Raw genomic sequence first — 17,641 nt, 5'->3', positions numbered from 1 at the left:
GCAAGGGAGGATGTGATGATCCTGTAACCTTCCCTCCGCCGGTTCTAGCCGGTTCAGGTTCAACGGGTTCGCCACATGGCATCTCAGCTTCGGTCACGAAGCACCCCGAGGTAAGGCGGAACATAGCGTCTGGCACCCAAAGCGCAAGCGGCTGAGATCGCATATGACATCATGCGAACCCGGTGCAGATTTGCGAAAATCGCCGAATTATGGTAAATTTCGCTCATTTCAGCATGCGGGGTATCCAGAATGCGGCACAGATTCATTTCCATTGTTTCATCGATCATGATGATCTCCGGAGCGGCCCAGGCGTTCGAACTTGAAAACGCTGAAGTCAGCTTCAACTACCAGAATGGCAACGTCGACAACGGGTTCGACGGCCACGGGTTCGATGTTTTTGCAAATGCGCGATACAGGTTTTCCGACCAGTTCTCGCTGGATTTCGGGATTGGTTATGCCGATGCGGACTCCGATGCGCCCGCGACCGATTTCAGCGCAACGTCACTCTCAGTGGTTGGCCGGTATCATTTTTCCGAAACCTTCGACGTGGGCGTGTTCCTCGATTATTCGGATATCGATACCTCGCCCGGCGTTGACAATGACGCCTTTCACTATGGGCTGACCCTGTCATTCAACGCCGACGGTTTCTTCGGAGATGCGTATATCGGCGAAGGTGACTATGACACGTTCACCTCCAAGTCCGACGTCTATGGGCTTTCAGCAGGTGTCCAGCTTGATACCGGCCTGAGCCTCGGCGCCTTTTACGGGCGCGAAGACATCAACACATGGGAAGCGAAGGAATACGGGATCTTCATGGGCTATGTGATCGAACGGCCCGGATCGATCCCCCCGGTGTCTATCAATGCGTCGCTTAGCAGGATCAACCTGGATCCCGGGCTGGTCGAGGTGGATGTCTTTCGCCTTGGGGTCACGTTCCCCCTGGGTGGCACGCAAGTGGACCCTGGCCTGAAAACCAGCCACCCGCGGTCCACGCTGTTGCGGTTGGGCACGTCGATCGGCCGTTTCTGAGGGGCTGATCCCCAGTCTGAAGCCGCCCTCAATCGGGGCGGCTTTTCCTTTTGGGACTTTGCCATTAGACGGGGAGCAGTAGCCATCGGAGACACCACATGTCGTTCAACACCTTCGGCCGGATGTTCCGCGTCACCACCTGGGGCGAAAGCCACGGACCCGCCTTGGGGGCCACTGTGGATGGCTGCCCTCCCGGTGTGCCGATTGACGAGGGGATGATCCAGCACTGGCTGGACCGGCGCAAACCGGGGCAGAACAAGTATACCACCCAGCGGCGGGAGCCCGATGAGGTGAAGATCCTGTCGGGCGTGTTCGAAGGACAAACCACCGGCACGCCCGTGCAACTGATGATCGAAAACACCGATCAGCGGTCAAAGGACTATGGCGATATCGCCGAGAAATTCCGCCCCGGCCATGCCGATATCACCTATTGGCAGAAATACGGGATCCGCGATTATCGCGGCGGCGGGCGGTCCTCGGCCCGCGAAACGGCTGCGCGTGTCGCCGCCGGTGGCTTGGCGCGCGAGGCGATCAAGGCGCTGGTGCCGGGGGTGGAGATCACCGGATACATGACGCGCATGGGCGCACATGAGATCGACCGCGAGCGGTTCGATTGGGACCAGATCGACCAGAACCCGTTCTGGGTGCCCGATGCTCAGGCGGCAGAGACCTGGGCGGAGTACCTGGACGGTCTGCGCAAATCCGGCAGCTCGGTGGGCGCGGTGATCGAGGTGGTCGCAAAGGGCATCCCCGCCGGTCTGGGCGCACCCGTCTATGGCAAGCTGGATACGGACCTGGCGGCGGCAATGATGTCGATCAACGCGGTCAAAGGGGTCGAGATCGGCGAAGGCATGTCGGCTGCCATGCTGACGGGCGAATTGAACGCAGATGAGATCTTCATGGGCAATGACGGCAAGCCCGTGTATTCTTCGAACCACGCGGGCGGTATTCTGGGGGGCATCTCCACCGGGCAGGATCTGGTGGTGCGTTTTGCGGTGAAACCGACCTCTTCGATCCTGCAAACCCGCCAGACCATCACCAAATCCGGCGAAGCGACCGAGATCATCACCAAGGGCCGCCACGACCCCTGCGTCGGCATTCGCGCCGTTCCGGTGGGCGAGGCGATGATGGCCTGCGTGATCCTGGATCACCTGCTGATGCATCGCGGACAAGTGGGCGAGAACCGCGGACAAATCGGATGACGCCGCTGCCCGTCACCATCGTCTCGGGATATCTGGGCGCAGGCAAGACCACGCTGATCAACCGGCTTCTGGCCGAAGATCACGGGCTGTCGCTGATGGTGATCGTGAATGATTTCGGCAGTATCAACATCGATGCCGATCTGCTCGACAGCGCCGAGGGCGACACCATCGCCCTGATCAATGGCTGCGTCTGCTGTACGATGGGCGACGATCTGCACCGCGCGCTGGATCAGGCGCTGGACCGCAGCCCACGCCCGGATCACCTGATCATCGAGGCCAGCGGCATCGCCGATCCGGCCTCCATCGCCAATGCGGTAATCTCCGAACCCGAGCTCGCCTATGGCGGTATCGTCACCCTGGTCGATGGCGCAAATCTGACGATGCAACTGACAGACGCTGAGATCGGCCCCCAGGTCACGCAACAGATCTCCACTGCCGACATGGTTCTTGTGACCAAGTCTGACGCGATCCCCGGTGCGCTCTCGACCCTGCCCGCGCGCAACCCGCAACTACTGAACGACGCATCCCTCGCCCCGCTCCTCTTCGACATCATCCCGTTGCCAAAAGGCCGTTCGGTGGCCAGCCATACCGGCTACACCACGTGGCATACACAAAGCGACAGGCCCATCAGTCGCGCGGCGCTGGGTGACAAGCTGGAGAACCGCCCCTCCGGCCTCTACCGGCTCAAGGGGCACATCCTCACCGATGACGGCGGCTATGAAGTGCATGTCGTGGGCGGCTATGTCACCGCGCGGCGCAGCGCGACGGATCAGACGCAGCTTGTCGCGCTCGGTCCCTCGGCAGCGATCAGCCGCGAGGAGATCAAGCGCTGGTGGCAGGGCTAAGGCGCGCCCTGCCCTTCTTCTCTTTCCAAATACGGCACGCGACGCCCGCCAAAAGCACGCGTTCAGCGATGGCGGCCCACCTGCCGGCAAATCAGGATCACCGGCAGCAACCCGACGGCCACGATGACCAGTGAGGGCACCGCAGCCCCTTCCAACCGTTCATCACTGGCCAGACGATAGGCCTGCACCGCCAGCGTGTCATAGTTGAAGGGCCGCATGATCAACGTGGCAGGCAGTTCCTTCATCACATCGACAAAGACGATCAGAAGTGCCGTCAGCAAACTGGGCGTCAGGATAGGCAGATGCACCCGGCGCAGCGTGCCCAGAGGCGTTTGCCCCAAGGATCGCGCGGCGGCGTCCATATTGGCATGCACCGTGCTTTGCCCGCCTTCATAGGCGCCCAAAGCGGCGGCCAGGAACCGCACCATGTAGGCGCCCACCAGCAGCCAGATGGAGCCGGTGATCAGCAAGCCGGTGGAATAGTCGAACCTCGCCCGCATCCAGGCATCCAGCGCGTTGTCGAAAGCCGCGAAGGGCACGATCAGGCCCACCGCGATCACGCCGCCCGGCACGGCATAGCCCAGCCGCGCGGCATAGCCCGCTGCAGCCGATGGCTTGCCGGGCCGCAAGCGCTGGTAAAAGCCAACCGAAACCGCGGCGCAGACGGTCACGATAGCCGCGGCACTTGCCAGCGTGAGGGAGTTCTGGATGAATCCGATGTAACGGCGGCTGAGCAGGTTCTGTTCCGACCCAAGCGCCATTTCGAGCAGGATGGCCATGGGCAGGAGCGCGCCCAGGATCACCGGCAGCGCACAGAACAGCGTCGCAAGCGCCGCGCGCCAGCCCGACAGCTCGGCCGGGGGCATGCCGTGCTGGCGTTTGCTGGTGTCGTGATACTGCGCATTGCCGCGCTGATACCTCTCGAGGATTGCAAGAAGCAGCGCAAAGGCCAGCAGGCACAGCGCCAGTTGCGCCGCTGCCGCGCGATCAGCGAGGGAAAACCAGCTGGTATAGATCCCCGTGGCCAGCGTCTGCACCCCGAAATAGGCGACCGTGCCGAAATCGGCGATCGTCTCCATCACCGCCAGAAGCACGCCACCCGCAATGGCAGGGCGCGCCATGGGCAGGCTGACGCGGAAGAACGCCTGCCAGGCGGTTTTGCCGAGGGCGCGGGCGGCCAGGAAGGCGCTGGCGCTTTGCTGCAGGAAGGCCGCGCGGGCCAGAAGATAGACGTAAGGATACAGCACCAGAACCAGCATGGTGGCGGCCCCGCCCAGGGACCGGATTTCGGGAAACCAGTAGTCGCGGGGCCCCCAGCCCATCATCGCGCGCAAGCTGGTCTGCACGACGCCGGGATGATCCAGAACATGGGTATAGGCATAGGCCAGCACATAGGCCGGGAAGGCCAGCGGCAGGACCAGCGCCACTTCGAAGAACCGCTGCCCCGGAAAGCGCGTCATGGTCACCAGCCAGGCGGTGCCCACCCCCACGGCCAAAGCCCCCAGCGCCACCAGCAGCACCAGCGCCAGCGTGTTGAAGGCATAGCGCGGCAGGACCGTGTCCATCAGATGGGCCACCGTATCCGTGCCGCCCGACATCGATGCGATCAGCACCGCTAGCATCGGCAAGATGCAGACAGCCGCCACCAGATAGGCCAGCACCGCCAACAGCCGCGATCCGCCCGCGCGATGGCGGCGCGTCGCGTGGGGCGCGATGTCTCGTTGGGTGGCGTCGGTCACTCGGGGGTCCTTCTGCGATGCGGTCAGCCTTGACCGCACCGGTTATCCAAGCTTTTTGCTCGGGTTTCCAGCCCCATCCTGTTGCACAATCGCGCGGCTGCGCCGCAAGGTCATGTTTTGGGTCTGGGCATTTGGAGCCAGAAAGAAACAGGAGGCGCGTCAGTCGTAGCTGCGCTGATCCTCGATCACCAGACCGTCCTTGGGCAGGCTGCCCGGCGCGACCACCTCGACCTTGCCTTTCAGCTTCAGCACATCGGCGACCGAGGCGGCATAGGCGTTTGCATCGCCGCCGGTGGCTTCAAGATGCACGGTCATCACGTCCATCTCGCCTTCACGGCTGGCGACGACCCGGGCCTTGACCACCTCGTCATGGCGGGCGACCAGCTGGGCCACCTGTTCGGGGCGCACGAACATGCCCTTGATCTTGGTGGTCTGGTCGGCGCGGCCCATCCAGCCCTTGATGCGCATATTGGTGCGTCCGCAGGGCGATTGCCCTTCCATCACCGCCGACAGATCACCCGTGGCGAAACGGATCAGCGGGTAATCGGGGTTCAGCGTGGTCACGACAACCTCGCCCACCTCGCCCGGGGCGACGGGATCGCCGGTGCCGGGGGTGACGATTTCGACGATGACATGTTCATCGACGATCATCCCCTCCATCGCCGGGGATTCATACGCGATGTTGCCCAGATCGGCGGTGGCATAGGATTGCAGGCAGGTGATGCCGCGATCGGCATAGTATTCGCGCAGGGACGGGAACAGCGCACCGCCGCCCACTGCCGCCTTGGTAAAGCCAAGGGTCACGCTCATCTCGTCGGCCTTGTCGAGGATCACCTTCAGGTAATCGGGCGTCCCGGCATAGGCGGTGGCCCCTACATCGCGCGCCGCAGTCACCTGCAGTTCGGTCTGGCCGGTGCCGGCAGGCAGCACGGCGGCGCCCACGGCACGCGCGCCGGATTCGAAGATCATACCGGCAGGTGTGAGGTGATAGCCGAAGCAATTCTGCACCACATCGCCCGCACCGATACCCACCGCATGCAGGAAGCGGCCCATGCGCCACCAGTCATGTTCAATCCCGCCCGGTTCATAGATCGGTCCTGGTGACTGGAAGATATGCGCAAAACCCTGCGCTGGTTTCACGGTGAAGCCGCCAAAGGGCGGATGGGCGGCCTGCGCCCGGCTGAGTTCGGATTTGCGCAGAACCGGCAGTTTCGCCAGAGACGCGGTATCGGTGATGGATGCGGCATCCACGCCCGAAAGCAGTTCAGCATAGCCCGCCGCCTGCTGCGCCCGCGCCACCTGTTCGGGCAGGCGCTTTGCCAGATCGGCAGCGCGGGCGTCCGCCGACCGCGTTTCCAGATCATCAAAATGCGCGCTCATGTCGGATCCGTCGCCTCTCATCTCTCAGCCCTTCCGCTTAGCTCAGCCACCTTTTGCGGCGGCGATACGAGCGCACGTCGCGGAAGGATTTGCGCCCTTCGTCGGACATGCCCAGGTAGAATTCCTTCACGTCCTGGTTTTCACGCAGATCCTTTGCGGGGCCATCCATCACCACACGGCCCGATTCCAGGATGTAGCCGTAATGGGCAAAGCGCAGCGCCACGTTGGTGTTCTGTTCGGCCAGCAGGAAGGTCAGCCCTTCCTGTTCGTTCAGCGATTTCACGATCTCGAAGATCTGTTCAACCAACTGCGGCGCAAGACCCATCGAGGGTTCGTCCAGCAGGATCGTTTCGGGCCGGGACATCAGCGCGCGGCCGATCGCTGTCATCTGTTGCTCCCCGCCCGAGGTGTACCCGGCCTGGGATTTGCGCCGCTCTTTCAGGCGCGGGAAATAGGAATAAACGAGTTCCAGATCTTTCTGGATCTCTGCCTTGCCGTCGTTGCGGGTATAGGCGCCGGTCAGCAGGTTTTCTTCCACCGTCAGGTGTTCAAAGCAGTGGCGGCCTTCCATGACCTGGATGACGCCCTTCTTCACCAGATCGGCAGGGTCGGAGTGTGCCACGCTTTCGCCGCGGTATTTGATCGAGCCCTTCGTCACCTCACCCCGCTCAGAATGCAGCAGGTTCGAGATCGCCTTCAACGTCGTCGTCTTGCCTGCGCCATTGCCGCCCAGAAGCGCTGTGATGCCGCCTTTGGGGACCTTCAGGCTCACACCTTTCAGCACGAGGATCACGTGGTTGTAGATCACCTCGATATTGTTGACCTCAAGAAGGGTCTCAACCTGGGTGTCAGTCGTTTTCGCGGCGTCCAGCATGGTGCGGTCTCTGTCTGAAGGTTTCGGTCAGGGGTCCGGCCGCCGCGTCATGCGCGGCGACCGGTTATGTCACATCAGTTGCAGTTCGAACCGATGTTGTTTTCCGCAGCATAGGCTGCGCTGTCTTCCTGGATCAGCGCGTTGATCACGTCCTGATCTGTCGGTTTGAAGTCGGAAATCAGCGACCATGTGCCAGCCGATGCGTCCCACTGGGTCACACCCACCAGAGCGTCACCGCCGTGGTTTGCGCAGGACACGGTGAAGGTCGGGCCGAAGTTCGGCAGACCCAGTTCGGCCATTTTGGCTTCGGTGATTTCCAGCGCTTCCATGCCGTCACGCATCATCGCAGCGGTGATGTCTGCCGTGCCGTGGATCTCTTGCGCCTTCTTGGCCGCTTCTGCCGCCAGCATCGCCGCGTAAAGACCGCGGTTGTACAGCACCGTGCCGATCTGGTCGCCCGCACCGGCGGCTTTGCCTGCATCCACAACATATTTCTGGATGTCGTCAAAGACCGGGAAGTCGCTGCCCACACCGTGGAATGTCAGCGCCTTGTAGCCGTTTGCGGCGTCACCCGCAGGCAGCACGTCGTTTTCCGAACCGGACCACCAGATGCCGATGAAGTTTTCCATCGGGAAGCGGATGTTGGCGGCTTCCTGAATGGCGACCTGGTTCATCACGCCCCAGCCCCACATCAGGACAAAGTCGGGACGCTCGCGACGGATTTGCAGCCACTGCGATTTCTGCTCCTGACCGGGGTGGTCCACAGCCAGCGGCAGCAGTTCAAAGCCGTGCTTCGCGCTCAGCTCTTCCAGGGTGCGGATCGGCTCTTTGCCGTAGGCCGAGTTGTGGTAGACCAGCGCGACTTTCTTGCCGGAAATATCGCCACCGTTGCTTTCCAGCAGGTAGTTGATCGCACCCGACGCCCCATCCCAGTAGTTGGCGGGATAGTTGAAGACGTGGCTGAACACATCGCCGTTCTTGGCCGATGTCCGGCCATAGCCCATCGAGTGGATCGGGATATCATCCGCTGTCGCTTTGGGGATCAGCTGATAGGTGATACCGGTCGACAGCGGCTGATACACCAGCGAGCCTTCGCCCTTGGTCGACTCATAGCATTCCACACCTTTTTCGGTGTTATAGCCGGTCTCGCATTCCAGCACGCGCGCCATGACGCCACCGATGCCGCCGTCACGCTCGTTCAGCAGCGTGAAGTAATCGGCATAGCCATCCGCGAACGGAATACCGCCCGAGGCGTAAGGCCCTGTCCGGTACGACAGCGATGGGAACACAAGGTCCGCCATTGCCGGGCCTGCGGCCATCAGTGCGGCCAATGCCGCTGTGGTCAGTTTCAATTTCATCGGGTCTATCCTCCCTTTGGTTTTATTCCGATGTCTCGTTTTTGCCGTAGGCCGGGCTTAAGCCCGGCATACCGCGGTCATTAATGCGGGAACGGCCAAAGCCGCAGCTTCTCCTTCGCGACGCGCCACAGTTGCGCCAGGCCATGGGGCTCAAGCACCAGGAACAGGATGATCAAGAGGCCCACCACCACAAGGTTGATATGCGCCACGATATCCGTGGGCCAGCCCAGCAGATCCACGCCCAGCAGCTTCAGGAACACGGGCAGCACCACCAGCAGCGCCGCACCGGCGAAAGAGCCAAAGATCGAGCCCAACCCGCCAATGATGATCATGAAGAGCACGATGAAGGATTTCTGGATGCCGTACACCTCACCCACCTCAACAGCGCCAAGGTAGACGGCAAAGAACAGCGCGCCCGAGATGCCCACGAAGAACGAGCTAATGGCAAAAGCCGTCAGTTTCGCCTTGAGCGGGTTCACCCCGATGATCTCGGCGGCGATGTCCATATCCCGGATCGCCATCCAGGACCGGCCCAACGTGCCGCGTGTCAGGTTCCGCGCAATCACCGCGCAGGCGAAGGTAAAGACCAGGCAGATCATATACATCGCCCAGGGCTCAACCTGCGCGCCGGTCACGGGCACACCGAACACGGTGCGTTCCGGCGCGTTGATCTGGCCCGAGGCCGAGTAGTTGTAGAACCAGCTGACCTTGTTGAACATCCACACAAGGAAGAACTGCGCCGCCAGTGTCGCCACCGCCAGGTAAAACCCCTTGATCCGCAAGCTGGGCAGGCCAAACAACGTGCCCACCGCCGCCGTGATGCCGCCTGCCAGGATGATGTGGATGATGATGTTCACATCTGGGAACCCGGTCATCAGCTTGTAACAGGCATAAGCCCCCACAGCCATGAAACCGCCAGTCCCAAGGCTCACCTGTCCGCAATAGCCCGTCAAAATGTTCAGGCCGATCGCCGCGATCGAATAGATCAGGAACGGCACCAGGATGGCGTTGACCCAGTAATCGTTCACGATGAACGGCACGACCAGAAAGGCCACGGCCAGCACGGCATAGTACCGATAGCGGTCGAACTTAATCGGGAAGGTCTGGTTATCCTGCCGATAGGTGGTGCTGAAATCTCCGGCTTCACGATAGAACATCAGGCGTTCCCCCCGTTCAGGTCTGCATCTTCAAAAGTGGGCTTGGCCCGGTTCGCGGGTTTGGCGTATCCGGTCGCCTCGGAATGGCGCACCAGCTGGAAATAGGCCCAGAACCCGATGGCCGCGCCCAGTGCTGCAAGAACCGCCGCGATAACGCCCTGGCTGCCGCTTTCGGTCCCGGCGGTCAGCGCCAGATATCCGAAGGCCCAGAAGCCCGCCCAGGCGATGACATTGAGGATGGCAATCAGCTTCATCATGGTCACACCCTCTCGATGATCTTCTCGCCGAACAGGCCCTGCGGCCGGAAGACAAGGAAGATCAGCGCCAGCACATAGGCAAACCAGTTCTCGGTCGCGCCGCCGATCATCGGGCCGATCGCGAATTCAAACAGCTTCTCGCCCACACCGATGATCAGGCCGCCCACGATGGCCCCGGGGATCGAGGTGAAGCCGCCCAGCATCAGCACCGGCAGCGCCTTCAGCGCAATCAGCGACAGCGAGAACTGCACACCCGATTTCGCGCCCCACATGATACCCGCGACCAGCGCCACGAACCCGGCCACCGACCACACGAGGATCCAGATGTAATTCAGCGAAACCCCCACCGACAAAGCGGCCTGGTGATCGTCGGCCACCGCGCGCATGGCACGGCCCTGCTTGGTGTATTGCGAAAACGCCACAAGGATCGCCACCAGGATGATCGCCACGATGGTCGCGGTGATGTCCAGATTGTCGATGAAGAACCCATAGCCGAACAGATTGAAGGTGGTCTCGTCAATGGCCAGATTGATGCCCTGCGGCAGACAGGTCTGATCGGTCAGGCAGACGTCCAGCTTCTTGATCTCGGCGCCCCACATCAGGTCGGCGATACCCTCCAGCAGATAGGCCAGACCAATGGTCGCCATGAACAGAATGATCGGCTCCTGACCCACCAGATGCCGGAAGATGAACCGCTGCACCGCCCAGGCCATGGCGATCATCACCACCACTGTCAGCAAGATCGCCACCATCGAGTGCAACTCCCACCCGAAATAGTGAATCTTGGTCCCGAAGATCGCGTTGATCAGATGCGAGAACGGCACCTGCCCGTTCTGGATGCCCACAAAGGTCATCGCGGCAAACAGCGCCATGACGCCCTGGGCAAAGTTGAAAATGCCCGAGGCCTTGAAGATCAGAACAAAGCCCAGCGCCACCAGCGCATACATCACCCCGGCCATCAGACCGTTGAGCGTGACTTCCATCGCAAAGAGGAGTTGTTCAGGCATATGCGGCCCCCGTGCAAATGCGGTGCACGTTCTGTGCACAGGCTGTGCACGCGCTGTGCACAACGGATTTCAGGAAAAACTCAGTCATGCGCCACCCCCAGATAGGCGTCGATGACGTCCTGGTTGTTGCGCACCTCATCCGGCGTGCCATCGCCGATTTTCTTGCCGTAATCCATAACCACGACGCGATCCGACAGGTCCATCACAACGCCCATATCATGTTCGATCAGCGCGATCGTGGTGCCGAACTCGTCATTCACATCCAGGATAAAGCGGGACATGTCCTCTTTCTCCTCGACGTTCATGCCGGCCATCGGCTCGTCCAGCAAGAGAAGGCTCGGCTCGCTCACCAGCGCCCGCGCCAGCTCCACGCGTTTTTTCAAACCGTAAGGCAGGCGCGACACCGGCGTCTTCCTGATGTGTTGAATTTCAAGGAAATCAATCACTCGCTCGGCCTTCTCGCGGTTCTCGACCTCTTCCTTTTCGGCCCGGCCCTTCCAGATCGCCTGGCGGAACACATTGGCGTCCATCTTGGTCAGTCGGCCGGTCATCACATTGTCCAGAACCGTCATCCCTTCGAACAGGGCGATGTTCTGGAAAGTCCGCGCAATGCCCTGCTGCGCCACCTGATAAGGCTTCATCGGCGGGCGTTTCGATCCGCGATACCAGACCTCACCCTCCTGCGGGTTATAAAACCCCGAGATCACATTCAGCATCGAGGACTTGCCCGCCCCGTTCGGCCCGATGATCGCCCGGATCTCGCCTTCGCGGATATCAAAGGAGATATCCTTGATCGCCACCACCCCGCCAAAACGCAGCGTGATGTTCTTCATTTCCATCACCACGCCGCCGATCTTGCGGCCATCCGCGGTGGTATAGCCTTCCGTCTGATCCAGCATCAGGTCCAGCCCTTCTTCTCTTTCAAAATACGGAACACAGCGATCCGCGCTTGCATTACGCCCGCAGAATACGCGCCGACGCGGGAGGGCGGGCGGGGCGAACCCGAAGGGGAGCGCCGCACCGTCATTCCGCCGCCATCTTGGCCGGCACCGAGCTGACCGCCGCGTCGCGGATTTCCAGCGTCGCGCTGATATATCCCTTGCGGCCATCCTCATAGGTCACTTCCGTCCGGGTCGAGACCTCTTTGGATCCATCATAAAGCGCTGCGATGATGTCGGCGTATTTCTCTTCGATGATCCGGCGGCGCACCTTGCGGGTGCGGGTCAGTTCCCCGTCATCGGCATCCAGTTCCTTGTGCAGCACGACAAAGCGGTGCACCTGGCAGCCCGACAGCATCTCGTCCTCGGCGACCGACCGGTTCACCTCTTCCACGTGGCTCTGGATCGTGGCCATCACCTGGGGGTGACCGGCCAGTTCCTGATAGGAGGAATAGGCGATGTTGTTCCGCTCGGCCCAGTTGCCCACGGCGGTCAGGTCGATATTGATGAAGGCCACGCATTCGTCGCGGCCATTGCCGAACAGGACCGCTTCCAGAATGTTGGGGAAGAACTTCAGTTTGTTCTCCACGTATTTCGGCGCGAACAGGCTGCCATCGGCCATCTGGCCCACATCCTTGGCGCGGTCGATGATGCGCAGATGCCCGGTGTCGGGCTCGATAAAGCCTGCGTCGCCGGTGGCGACCCAGCCTTCTGGATCCTTCGTGTCGGCGGTGCTTTCTGGGTTCTTGTAATATTCGACGAACACACCCGGAGAGCGATAGAACACCTCGCCATTCTCGGCGATCTTCAGCTCTACATTGGGGCTTGGCACGCCCACGGTGTCGGACCGCACTTCGCCATCGGGCTGAGCGGTGATGAACACGGTGGCTTCGGTCTGGCCGTAAAGCTGCTTCAGGTTGATCCCCAAAGACCGATAGAAATCAAAGATTTCCGGGCCGATCGCCTCACCGGCGGTATAGCCCACGCGCACGCGGGAAAAGCCCAGCGTGTTCTTCAGCGGGCCATAGACAAAGATATTGCCCAGCCAGTATTTGAACCGGTCCATGCCGCTGACAGGTTTGCCGTCCAGAATGCTGGGGCCGACCTTGCGGGCATGGGCCATGAAGGTGTCGAACAGCCATTTCTTGAAGCGGCCCGCATCCTCCATCCGGATCATCACATTGGTCAGCTGGGTTTCGAACACGCGCGGCGGGGCGAAGTAATAGGTCGGCCCGATCTCGCGCAGGTCGGTCATCATCGTGCCTTCGCTTTCAGGGCAGTTCACACAGAAGCCCGTCCAATAGGCCTGCCCGACCGAGAAGATGAAGTCACCCACCCAGGCCATCGGCAGATAGGCCAGAATGTCATCTTCGCGCCGCAGGCGATCGAATTCAGACGAGGATTTGGCCGTTTCGATCACGTTGCGGTTCGACAGCACGACGCCTTTGGGTTTGCCCGTGGTGCCCGAGGTGTAGAGCATGACGCATTGGTCGTCATAACCCAGCTTTTCGCGCCGTTTCTTCAGCTCGGGCAGGAATTCGTCGCGCGCGGCGCGGCCCTGATCCTGAACATGGGAGAACTGGTGCAGATGCGAATGGTCGTATTTCCGCAGGCCGCGCGGGTCGAGATAGATCATATGCTCGAACTGGTGCAGCTGGTCCTGGATCTCGATCACCTTGTCGACCTGCTCCTGATCGCCCACGATCACGAAGCGTGCACCGCAATGGCCCAGCACATAGGCCATCTCTTCGGCCACGGCGTCCTGGTACAGCGGAACAGGCACCGCACCGACAGACTGCGCGGCGACCATCGACCAATACAGATAAGGACGGTTGCGCCCGATGATGGCGACGAAATCGCCCTCTTTCACACCCAGATTGATCAGGCCAAGCGCCAGCGCCTCGATCTCTTTTTCGGCCTCTGCCCAGGTCCAGGTCTGCCAGATCCCGAACTCTTTCTCACGATATGCGGGTGCGTCGCCGAACTGCTTAGCATTGCGCTCAAGAAGCGCCGGAATGGACACAAGTCCTCCGACGCCGGAATGCGTAGTCGCCAAAATCTTCCTCCTCCCACACCGGTGCGTTCGGGCACCGGGTCTGATCGCTTGATGCGATTCTGCCCCCTAAGGAACTGTGTCTGACCCTTGGCGTCAACTTTTTCGTGATGTTTTCCCAATCCTTACGAATTGTTACAGGGTTGGCTCCGCCTCCAGCAGATCGCCCGGCTGACACTGCAACACCTCGCAAATGCGCGCCAAGGTTTCAAAGCGAATGCCTTTGACCTTCCCGGATTTCAGCAGGCTGACGTTTTGTTCTGAAATGCCGATGCGTTCCGCCAATTCGCGGGATTTCATCTTGCGACGCGCCAGCATGACATCCAGACGCACGACGATCTGCATCAGACAAAACTCCGGTTTTCTTCCGCGATAGCGGTGGCGTGGCGAATGGTTGTGCCGATCAAAAGCAACAGCGCGCCACCGATGGCAAATCCCAAGCCCTGAACATTGATCGCCAGGACCAGTTCCCGCTCGCCCGGAGGATTGTGCCAGCTAAGCAGAACGGATGACAGCGCGCCATAGGCTGTGGTCACCACTGGAAACAGGATCAGCCCAAGGCCGATCCTGCGCACGTGATGGCCGCAACGATCACTAAGCGTTTCGCGCATCGCATAGAGGCTGGACAGGCAATAGATGTGCCACAGGACAAAGAGGTTCACGCCCAGCACCACCCAAGCCGCCGCCTGAACCCCATAGAGGATCGGGCCAGTTACGGCCGTTTCGGGTGCACCTGCAGGAAGCGATCCCAATAGAAAGCTGCGCGCCAGATCCGGCATGATCAAGAAGACTAACGCGCTGATGACAAGGATGCTAATCAACAAGAGCGTGGCGTAGGAGAGAACTCCGGCAATGCGGGGAAGATTTGACATGGGGATCACCTGACCGATTTACACGACTATTTTTTAATGTTTAACAATAAAATTTCAAAACAAAAGGTGATTCTTATGAAACTCGAAATTCTATCCGGTCTTTGCCTATGTCTGATCGGTTGCGGCAGCGTTGTACCCTCGACGCTGATGGCGATGCGGGGATTGTCTCCGCTGGAGGCAGATCCGGCAGGGTTTGTCACCCGCGTTACTGTTCCAGATCAGGTGCGCATTGTTCCGGGATCGGCCCGGCTGATCCTGCAGGCAGAGCGTGCCGATACCAAGGCACGTCGTGAAGGAACGTTCGTGCTGGATGAAACGCTGGCCGATGGTGCAACGCTTTATCGGGTCGCGCCGCGCGATCTGGCCCGACTGCGTGCTTTGCAGTCTGAGATCAACGCGTGGGAAACTCTGGACCCGGAGGCGACGACCGGCAGTCTGAGCGTGTCAGTCACGGCCTGCCGCCTGGTCGAAATTGTGCCGCGGGATGCGACAGTCTCGGTCGATTTACAACTGACGGAGGCTGAACCGTTTCTGCCTCTTCTAAGCAATGCACCGCTGGCATCAATTCTGACAGACAGCGAACTGACAGCGTTGGTGCCCTGCACCTGAAGGCCGGCAGATGGTTGCACTGACCAACCCCCTTTGCGAGATGTCGTCCCGATGCTAGCCATAGCATCGGGAGGTGTGCATGGTTCGGTCCGGCCGCGATACATTTGATTACACCACTGCGGGTCTGAACCTGATCGCCCAGGCGCTGTCGATCTATGACCGCGATCTCCGGCTTGTGGTGTGCAACAGTCGCTTTCCGGACATGTTCAACCTGCCTGCTGAACTGGCCCAGCCCGGCGCGCGCTTTGACGAAACGATCCGGTATCTGGCCAATTCCGGAGAATACGGTGAGGTGGCGGATGTCGATAAGTTCGTCGCCGCCCGTGTTGAACAAGCCCGCGCGTTCGAGGCCCATTACATGGAGCGCACCCGCGCCAATGGCCGGACAATCAGTGTGGAAGGATCGCCCCTGCCGCAGGGCGGGTGGGTCACGGTTTACACCGATATCACCCGCACGAAACGATCAGAGCAATTGCTGCGCGCGCGCTCCGCGGAACTGAGCGACCAGCTTCTGGCCCATGCCGAGGAGCTGTCGGCCACCAACCGCGAGCTGGCCGCAACCATCACCGCATTGGAAGAGACCAAGCGCCAGTTGACCGAGGTCGAGGCCCGCACCCGCCTGACCACCGAAATGATGCCCGCCCATATCGCGCATGTGGATCAGGACGGGCTTTATACGTTTTCGAACCGCAGGCTCAGCACGGTGATCCCCGGCAGGCCGTCGGACATTCTGGGGCAGCATATCTCGGACGTTTTGGGGCCCTCGGCCTATGGTCGGATCGCTCCGCATCTGGCGCGCGCCTACGAAGGCGAGGCGTCGGTGTTCGAATTCACCGACACGGCCAGTTCCCGTCGGATCCGGGTGGCCTTTACGCCTGAAGCCTCGGGTGGGGTCTATATCCTGTCGATGGATATCACGCAGGAGACCCAGGCCCGCGTGGCGCTGCAACAGACGCGGCGGCGCGCTTTGGCCGCGCAAATGGTCAATGGTGTGGCGCATGACTTTTCGAACCTGCTGACGATTATTCTGGGCATGCAAAGCAAGCTGGGTCGCATGGACCTGCCCGATGACGCAAAAGCCCTTGTTGCCGCCACAACCGCTGCCGCCCGGCGCGGCGGCGATCTTCTGAACCGGATTGGCGATATGACCGGGCACCGCACCTATCGGCCGCGCGCTACCGATCTGCACGGACTGCTGGCCGATCTGAAAACGCTGGCAACCCCGACCTTGCCACAGGCGATGGGGTTGAGCGTTCTGGATCACACCCCTGATCACGCGCTGATGCTGGATGCCGGGATGCTGCAGGATGCGCTCTTGAACCTGATCCTGAACGCGCGCGATGCCTGCGGAACCTCGGGCCAGATCACGGTGAGCGCCCACGCGATCGAAGACATCTGGATCGAGATTTCGGTCAGCGACACGGGCCCCGGATTTTCCGACGAGGCGATGGCTCAGGCCGTCGACCCGTTCTTTACCACCAAAGGCGGCGAAGGGTCCGGGCTGGGCCTGCCGATGGTCTATGACATGGTCAAACTTGCCGGCGGTGACCTGCGCCTGGCCAACACGCCCACAGGTGCCTCCGTGGCGCTGCGCCTGCCCTATCGCCCTGCCCCCGCGATGACCGGCGGTCTGGCTTTGCTGGTGGAGGATAACGATACATTGCGCACGCAGGTGCGCGAAATGCTGGTCGCCCTGGATCATTCGGTGATCGAGGCGACATCGGTCGACGAGGCCGTCGCCCTGGCGGCCGATCTGCCCGACATCGTGCTGGTTCTGTCGGATATCCGGCTGGAAGGCCCGGCGACCGGTCTGGATCTGGTGGACCGGATGCGCGGCAGCCAAATCCCGATCATTCTGATGACCTCACTTCCGCCACAGGATCCATTGCATCAGGCGGCATTTAAACTGGTGCCGGTCTTGCGCAAGCCATTCAACCTTGGCGATCTGTCGGCCCTGCTGCGACCGGAGGCTGCGCAATGAGTTCCCCCCTCGTCTGGATCCTGGATGACGAACCCGAAATCCGCCACATGCTGACCGATGCGTTGGAAGAAGCGGAATTTCGCACCCAAAGCTTTGGCCGTGCGCGGGAATTCGAGGCCGCGTTGAAGCGGATGACCCCGGATGTGTGTCTGGTGGACCTGTCCCTGCCCGACACGGATGGTCTGGCTTTGGTGCACAGGCTTGCGCTGGAACGCGGGGCGGCTGTCATCATCATTTCAGGCCGGGCGCAGGTGCAGGATCGCGTCACCGGGCTGGAATTGGGGGCCGATGATTACATCACCAAACCCTTCGATCCGGCCGAAGTCGTGGCCCGCATCCG

At 61.1% G+C, this 17,641-nt stretch carries 18 protein-coding genes and 1 riboswitch; of the genes, 6 read left to right on the top strand and 12 right to left on the bottom strand.

All coding sequences use genetic code 11. The annotated features are described in order from the left end of the window. Positions 1–13 precede the first annotated feature (13 nt). Positions 14–118: riboswitch (TPP riboswitch) on the bottom strand. After that, positions 84–287, bottom strand: coding sequence for a hypothetical protein (locus TR61_RS19955; protein ID WP_050930700.1), 204 nt, complete (start codon positions 285–287; stop codon positions 84–86). It overlaps the preceding riboswitch by 35 nt. Here TR61_RS19955 and TR61_RS13555 point away from each other — a divergent pair. The 3 genes from TR61_RS13555 to TR61_RS13545 all read left to right on the top strand — a co-directional run bounded on the left by TR61_RS13555 (position 286) and on the right by TR61_RS13545 (position 3,076). Beyond that, positions 286–1,029 (top strand): hypothetical protein, encoded by a 744-nt coding sequence (locus TR61_RS13555; RefSeq protein ID WP_050930698.1) that lies wholly within the window; start codon positions 286–288, stop codon positions 1,027–1,029. The genes TR61_RS19955 and TR61_RS13555 overlap by 2 nt on opposite strands. Positions 1,030–1,127: 98 nt before the next feature. Beyond that, on the top strand, positions 1,128–2,231 hold the full coding sequence (gene aroC / locus TR61_RS13550) for a chorismate synthase (protein ID WP_050930696.1): 1,104 nt from the start codon (positions 1,128–1,130) through the stop codon (positions 2,229–2,231). After that, positions 2,228–3,076 (top strand): CobW family GTP-binding protein, encoded by an 849-nt coding sequence (locus TR61_RS13545; RefSeq protein ID WP_050930692.1) that lies wholly within the window; start codon positions 2,228–2,230, stop codon positions 3,074–3,076. Before aroC ends, TR61_RS13545 begins: the two co-directional genes overlap by 4 nt. A 62-nt stretch (positions 3,077–3,138) precedes the next feature. Here TR61_RS13545 and TR61_RS13540 read toward each other — a convergent pair whose 3' ends face one another. From TR61_RS13540 to TR61_RS13490, 11 genes are all read right to left on the bottom strand, one after another. After that, a complete protein-coding gene (locus TR61_RS13540) occupies positions 3,139–4,791 on the bottom strand; it encodes an ABC transporter permease (RefSeq protein ID WP_050930769.1) in 1,653 nt (550 codons plus the stop codon). Between the two features lie 183 nt (positions 4,792–4,974). Continuing rightward, positions 4,975–6,195, bottom strand: a complete 1,221-nt coding sequence (locus TR61_RS13535; RefSeq protein WP_050930766.1) for a phenylacetate--CoA ligase family protein — start codon at positions 6,193–6,195, stop codon at positions 4,975–4,977. Between the two features lie 37 nt (positions 6,196–6,232). Continuing rightward, the gene (locus tag TR61_RS13530) at positions 6,233–7,069 is read right to left on the bottom strand and encodes an ABC transporter ATP-binding protein (protein ID WP_050930691.1); all 837 of its coding nucleotides are present in this window, start codon (positions 7,067–7,069) and stop codon (positions 6,233–6,235) included. Positions 7,070–7,143: 74 nt separating this feature from the next. Next, positions 7,144–8,427 carry an ABC transporter substrate-binding protein gene (locus TR61_RS13525; RefSeq protein ID WP_050930690.1) on the bottom strand — a complete coding sequence of 428 codons (1,284 nt, stop codon included), beginning with the start codon at positions 8,425–8,427 and terminating at the stop codon, positions 7,144–7,146. Positions 8,428–8,507: 80 nt separating this feature from the next. Beyond that, entirely contained in the window at positions 8,508–9,584 is a 1,077-nt protein-coding gene (locus TR61_RS13520; RefSeq protein WP_050930687.1) for a branched-chain amino acid ABC transporter permease, read from the bottom strand. Beyond that, positions 9,584–9,841: a hypothetical protein gene (locus TR61_RS13515; RefSeq protein ID WP_050930682.1), complete on the bottom strand. Its 258-nt coding sequence runs from the start codon at positions 9,839–9,841 to the stop codon at positions 9,584–9,586. The genes TR61_RS13520 and TR61_RS13515 overlap by 1 nt, the downstream gene beginning before the upstream one ends. Positions 9,842–9,843: 2 nt before the next feature. Then, complete coding sequence (locus tag TR61_RS13510) at positions 9,844–10,848, bottom strand: branched-chain amino acid ABC transporter permease (protein WP_050930680.1); 1,005 nt, start codon at positions 10,846–10,848, stop codon at positions 9,844–9,846. A gap of 80 nt (positions 10,849–10,928) precedes the next feature. After that, positions 10,929–11,747 carry an ABC transporter ATP-binding protein gene (locus tag TR61_RS13505; protein ID WP_050930677.1) on the bottom strand — a complete coding sequence of 273 codons (819 nt, stop codon included), beginning with the start codon at positions 11,745–11,747 and terminating at the stop codon, positions 10,929–10,931. 124 nt (positions 11,748–11,871) lie between these two features. Beyond that, positions 11,872–13,842, bottom strand: a complete 1,971-nt coding sequence (locus TR61_RS13500; RefSeq protein WP_050930675.1) for an AMP-binding protein — start codon at positions 13,840–13,842, stop codon at positions 11,872–11,874. 132 nt (positions 13,843–13,974) lie between these two features. Beyond that, positions 13,975–14,184, bottom strand: coding sequence for a helix-turn-helix domain-containing protein (locus TR61_RS13495; protein ID WP_050930670.1), 210 nt, complete (start codon positions 14,182–14,184; stop codon positions 13,975–13,977). Then, positions 14,184–14,711 (bottom strand): hypothetical protein, encoded by a 528-nt coding sequence (locus TR61_RS13490; RefSeq protein WP_050930663.1) that lies wholly within the window; start codon positions 14,709–14,711, stop codon positions 14,184–14,186. Before TR61_RS13490 ends, TR61_RS13495 begins: the two co-directional genes overlap by 1 nt. Before the next feature lie 36 nt (positions 14,712–14,747). Between TR61_RS13490 and TR61_RS13485 the strand changes: the two genes are divergently transcribed. The 3 genes from TR61_RS13485 to TR61_RS13475 all read left to right on the top strand — a co-directional run. Further along, on the top strand, positions 14,748–15,320 hold the full coding sequence (locus TR61_RS13485) for a hypothetical protein (RefSeq protein WP_157440915.1): 573 nt from the start codon (positions 14,748–14,750) through the stop codon (positions 15,318–15,320). Between the two features lie 79 nt (positions 15,321–15,399). Beyond that, positions 15,400–17,301, top strand: a complete 1,902-nt coding sequence (locus TR61_RS13480; protein WP_050930656.1) for a PAS-domain containing protein — start codon at positions 15,400–15,402, stop codon at positions 17,299–17,301. Beyond that, the coding region (locus TR61_RS13475) for a response regulator transcription factor (RefSeq protein ID WP_157440914.1) at positions 17,298–17,641 on the top strand (344 nt) is incomplete at its 3' end. The genes TR61_RS13480 and TR61_RS13475, both read left to right, overlap by 4 nt.

The organism is Aestuariivita boseongensis (assembly GCF_001262635.1).
Lineage (GTDB): Bacteria > Pseudomonadota > Alphaproteobacteria > Rhodobacterales > Rhodobacteraceae > Aestuariivita > Aestuariivita boseongensis.
Note: the sequence above shows the minus strand (reverse complement) of the source record. Positions and strands in the feature narration are given on the sequence as shown.

Coding starts and splice junctions, on each gene's coding strand:
- TR61_RS13555 (WP_050930698.1), top strand. CDS start 286: ATGATGATCTCCGGAGCGGCCCAGGCGTTCGAACTTGAAAACGCTGAA.
- TR61_RS19955 (WP_050930700.1), bottom strand. CDS start 287: ATGATCGATGAAACAATGGAAATGAATCTGTGCCGCATTCTGGATACC.
- aroC (WP_050930696.1), top strand. CDS start 1,128: ATGTCGTTCAACACCTTCGGCCGGATGTTCCGCGTCACCACCTGGGGC.
- TR61_RS13545 (WP_050930692.1), top strand. CDS start 2,228: ATGACGCCGCTGCCCGTCACCATCGTCTCGGGATATCTGGGCGCAGGC.
- TR61_RS13535 (WP_050930766.1), bottom strand. CDS start 6,195: ATGAGCGCGCATTTTGATGATCTGGAAACGCGGTCGGCGGACGCCCGC.
- TR61_RS13530 (WP_050930691.1), bottom strand. CDS start 7,069: ATGCTGGACGCCGCGAAAACGACTGACACCCAGGTTGAGACCCTTCTT.
- TR61_RS13525 (WP_050930690.1), bottom strand. CDS start 8,427: ATGAAATTGAAACTGACCACAGCGGCATTGGCCGCACTGATGGCCGCA.
- TR61_RS13520 (WP_050930687.1), bottom strand. CDS start 9,584: ATGTTCTATCGTGAAGCCGGAGATTTCAGCACCACCTATCGGCAGGAT.
- TR61_RS13515 (WP_050930682.1), bottom strand. CDS start 9,841: ATGATGAAGCTGATTGCCATCCTCAATGTCATCGCCTGGGCGGGCTTC.
- TR61_RS13510 (WP_050930680.1), bottom strand. CDS start 10,848: ATGCCTGAACAACTCCTCTTTGCGATGGAAGTCACGCTCAACGGTCTG.
- TR61_RS13505 (WP_050930677.1), bottom strand. CDS start 11,747: ATGCTGGATCAGACGGAAGGCTATACCACCGCGGATGGCCGCAAGATC.
- TR61_RS13495 (WP_050930670.1), bottom strand. CDS start 14,184: ATGCAGATCGTCGTGCGTCTGGATGTCATGCTGGCGCGTCGCAAGATG.
- TR61_RS13490 (WP_050930663.1), bottom strand. CDS start 14,711: ATGTCAAATCTTCCCCGCATTGCCGGAGTTCTCTCCTACGCCACGCTC.
- TR61_RS13485 (WP_157440915.1), top strand. CDS start 14,748: ATGTTTAACAATAAAATTTCAAAACAAAAGGTGATTCTTATGAAACTC.
- TR61_RS13480 (WP_050930656.1), top strand. CDS start 15,400: ATGGTTCGGTCCGGCCGCGATACATTTGATTACACCACTGCGGGTCTG.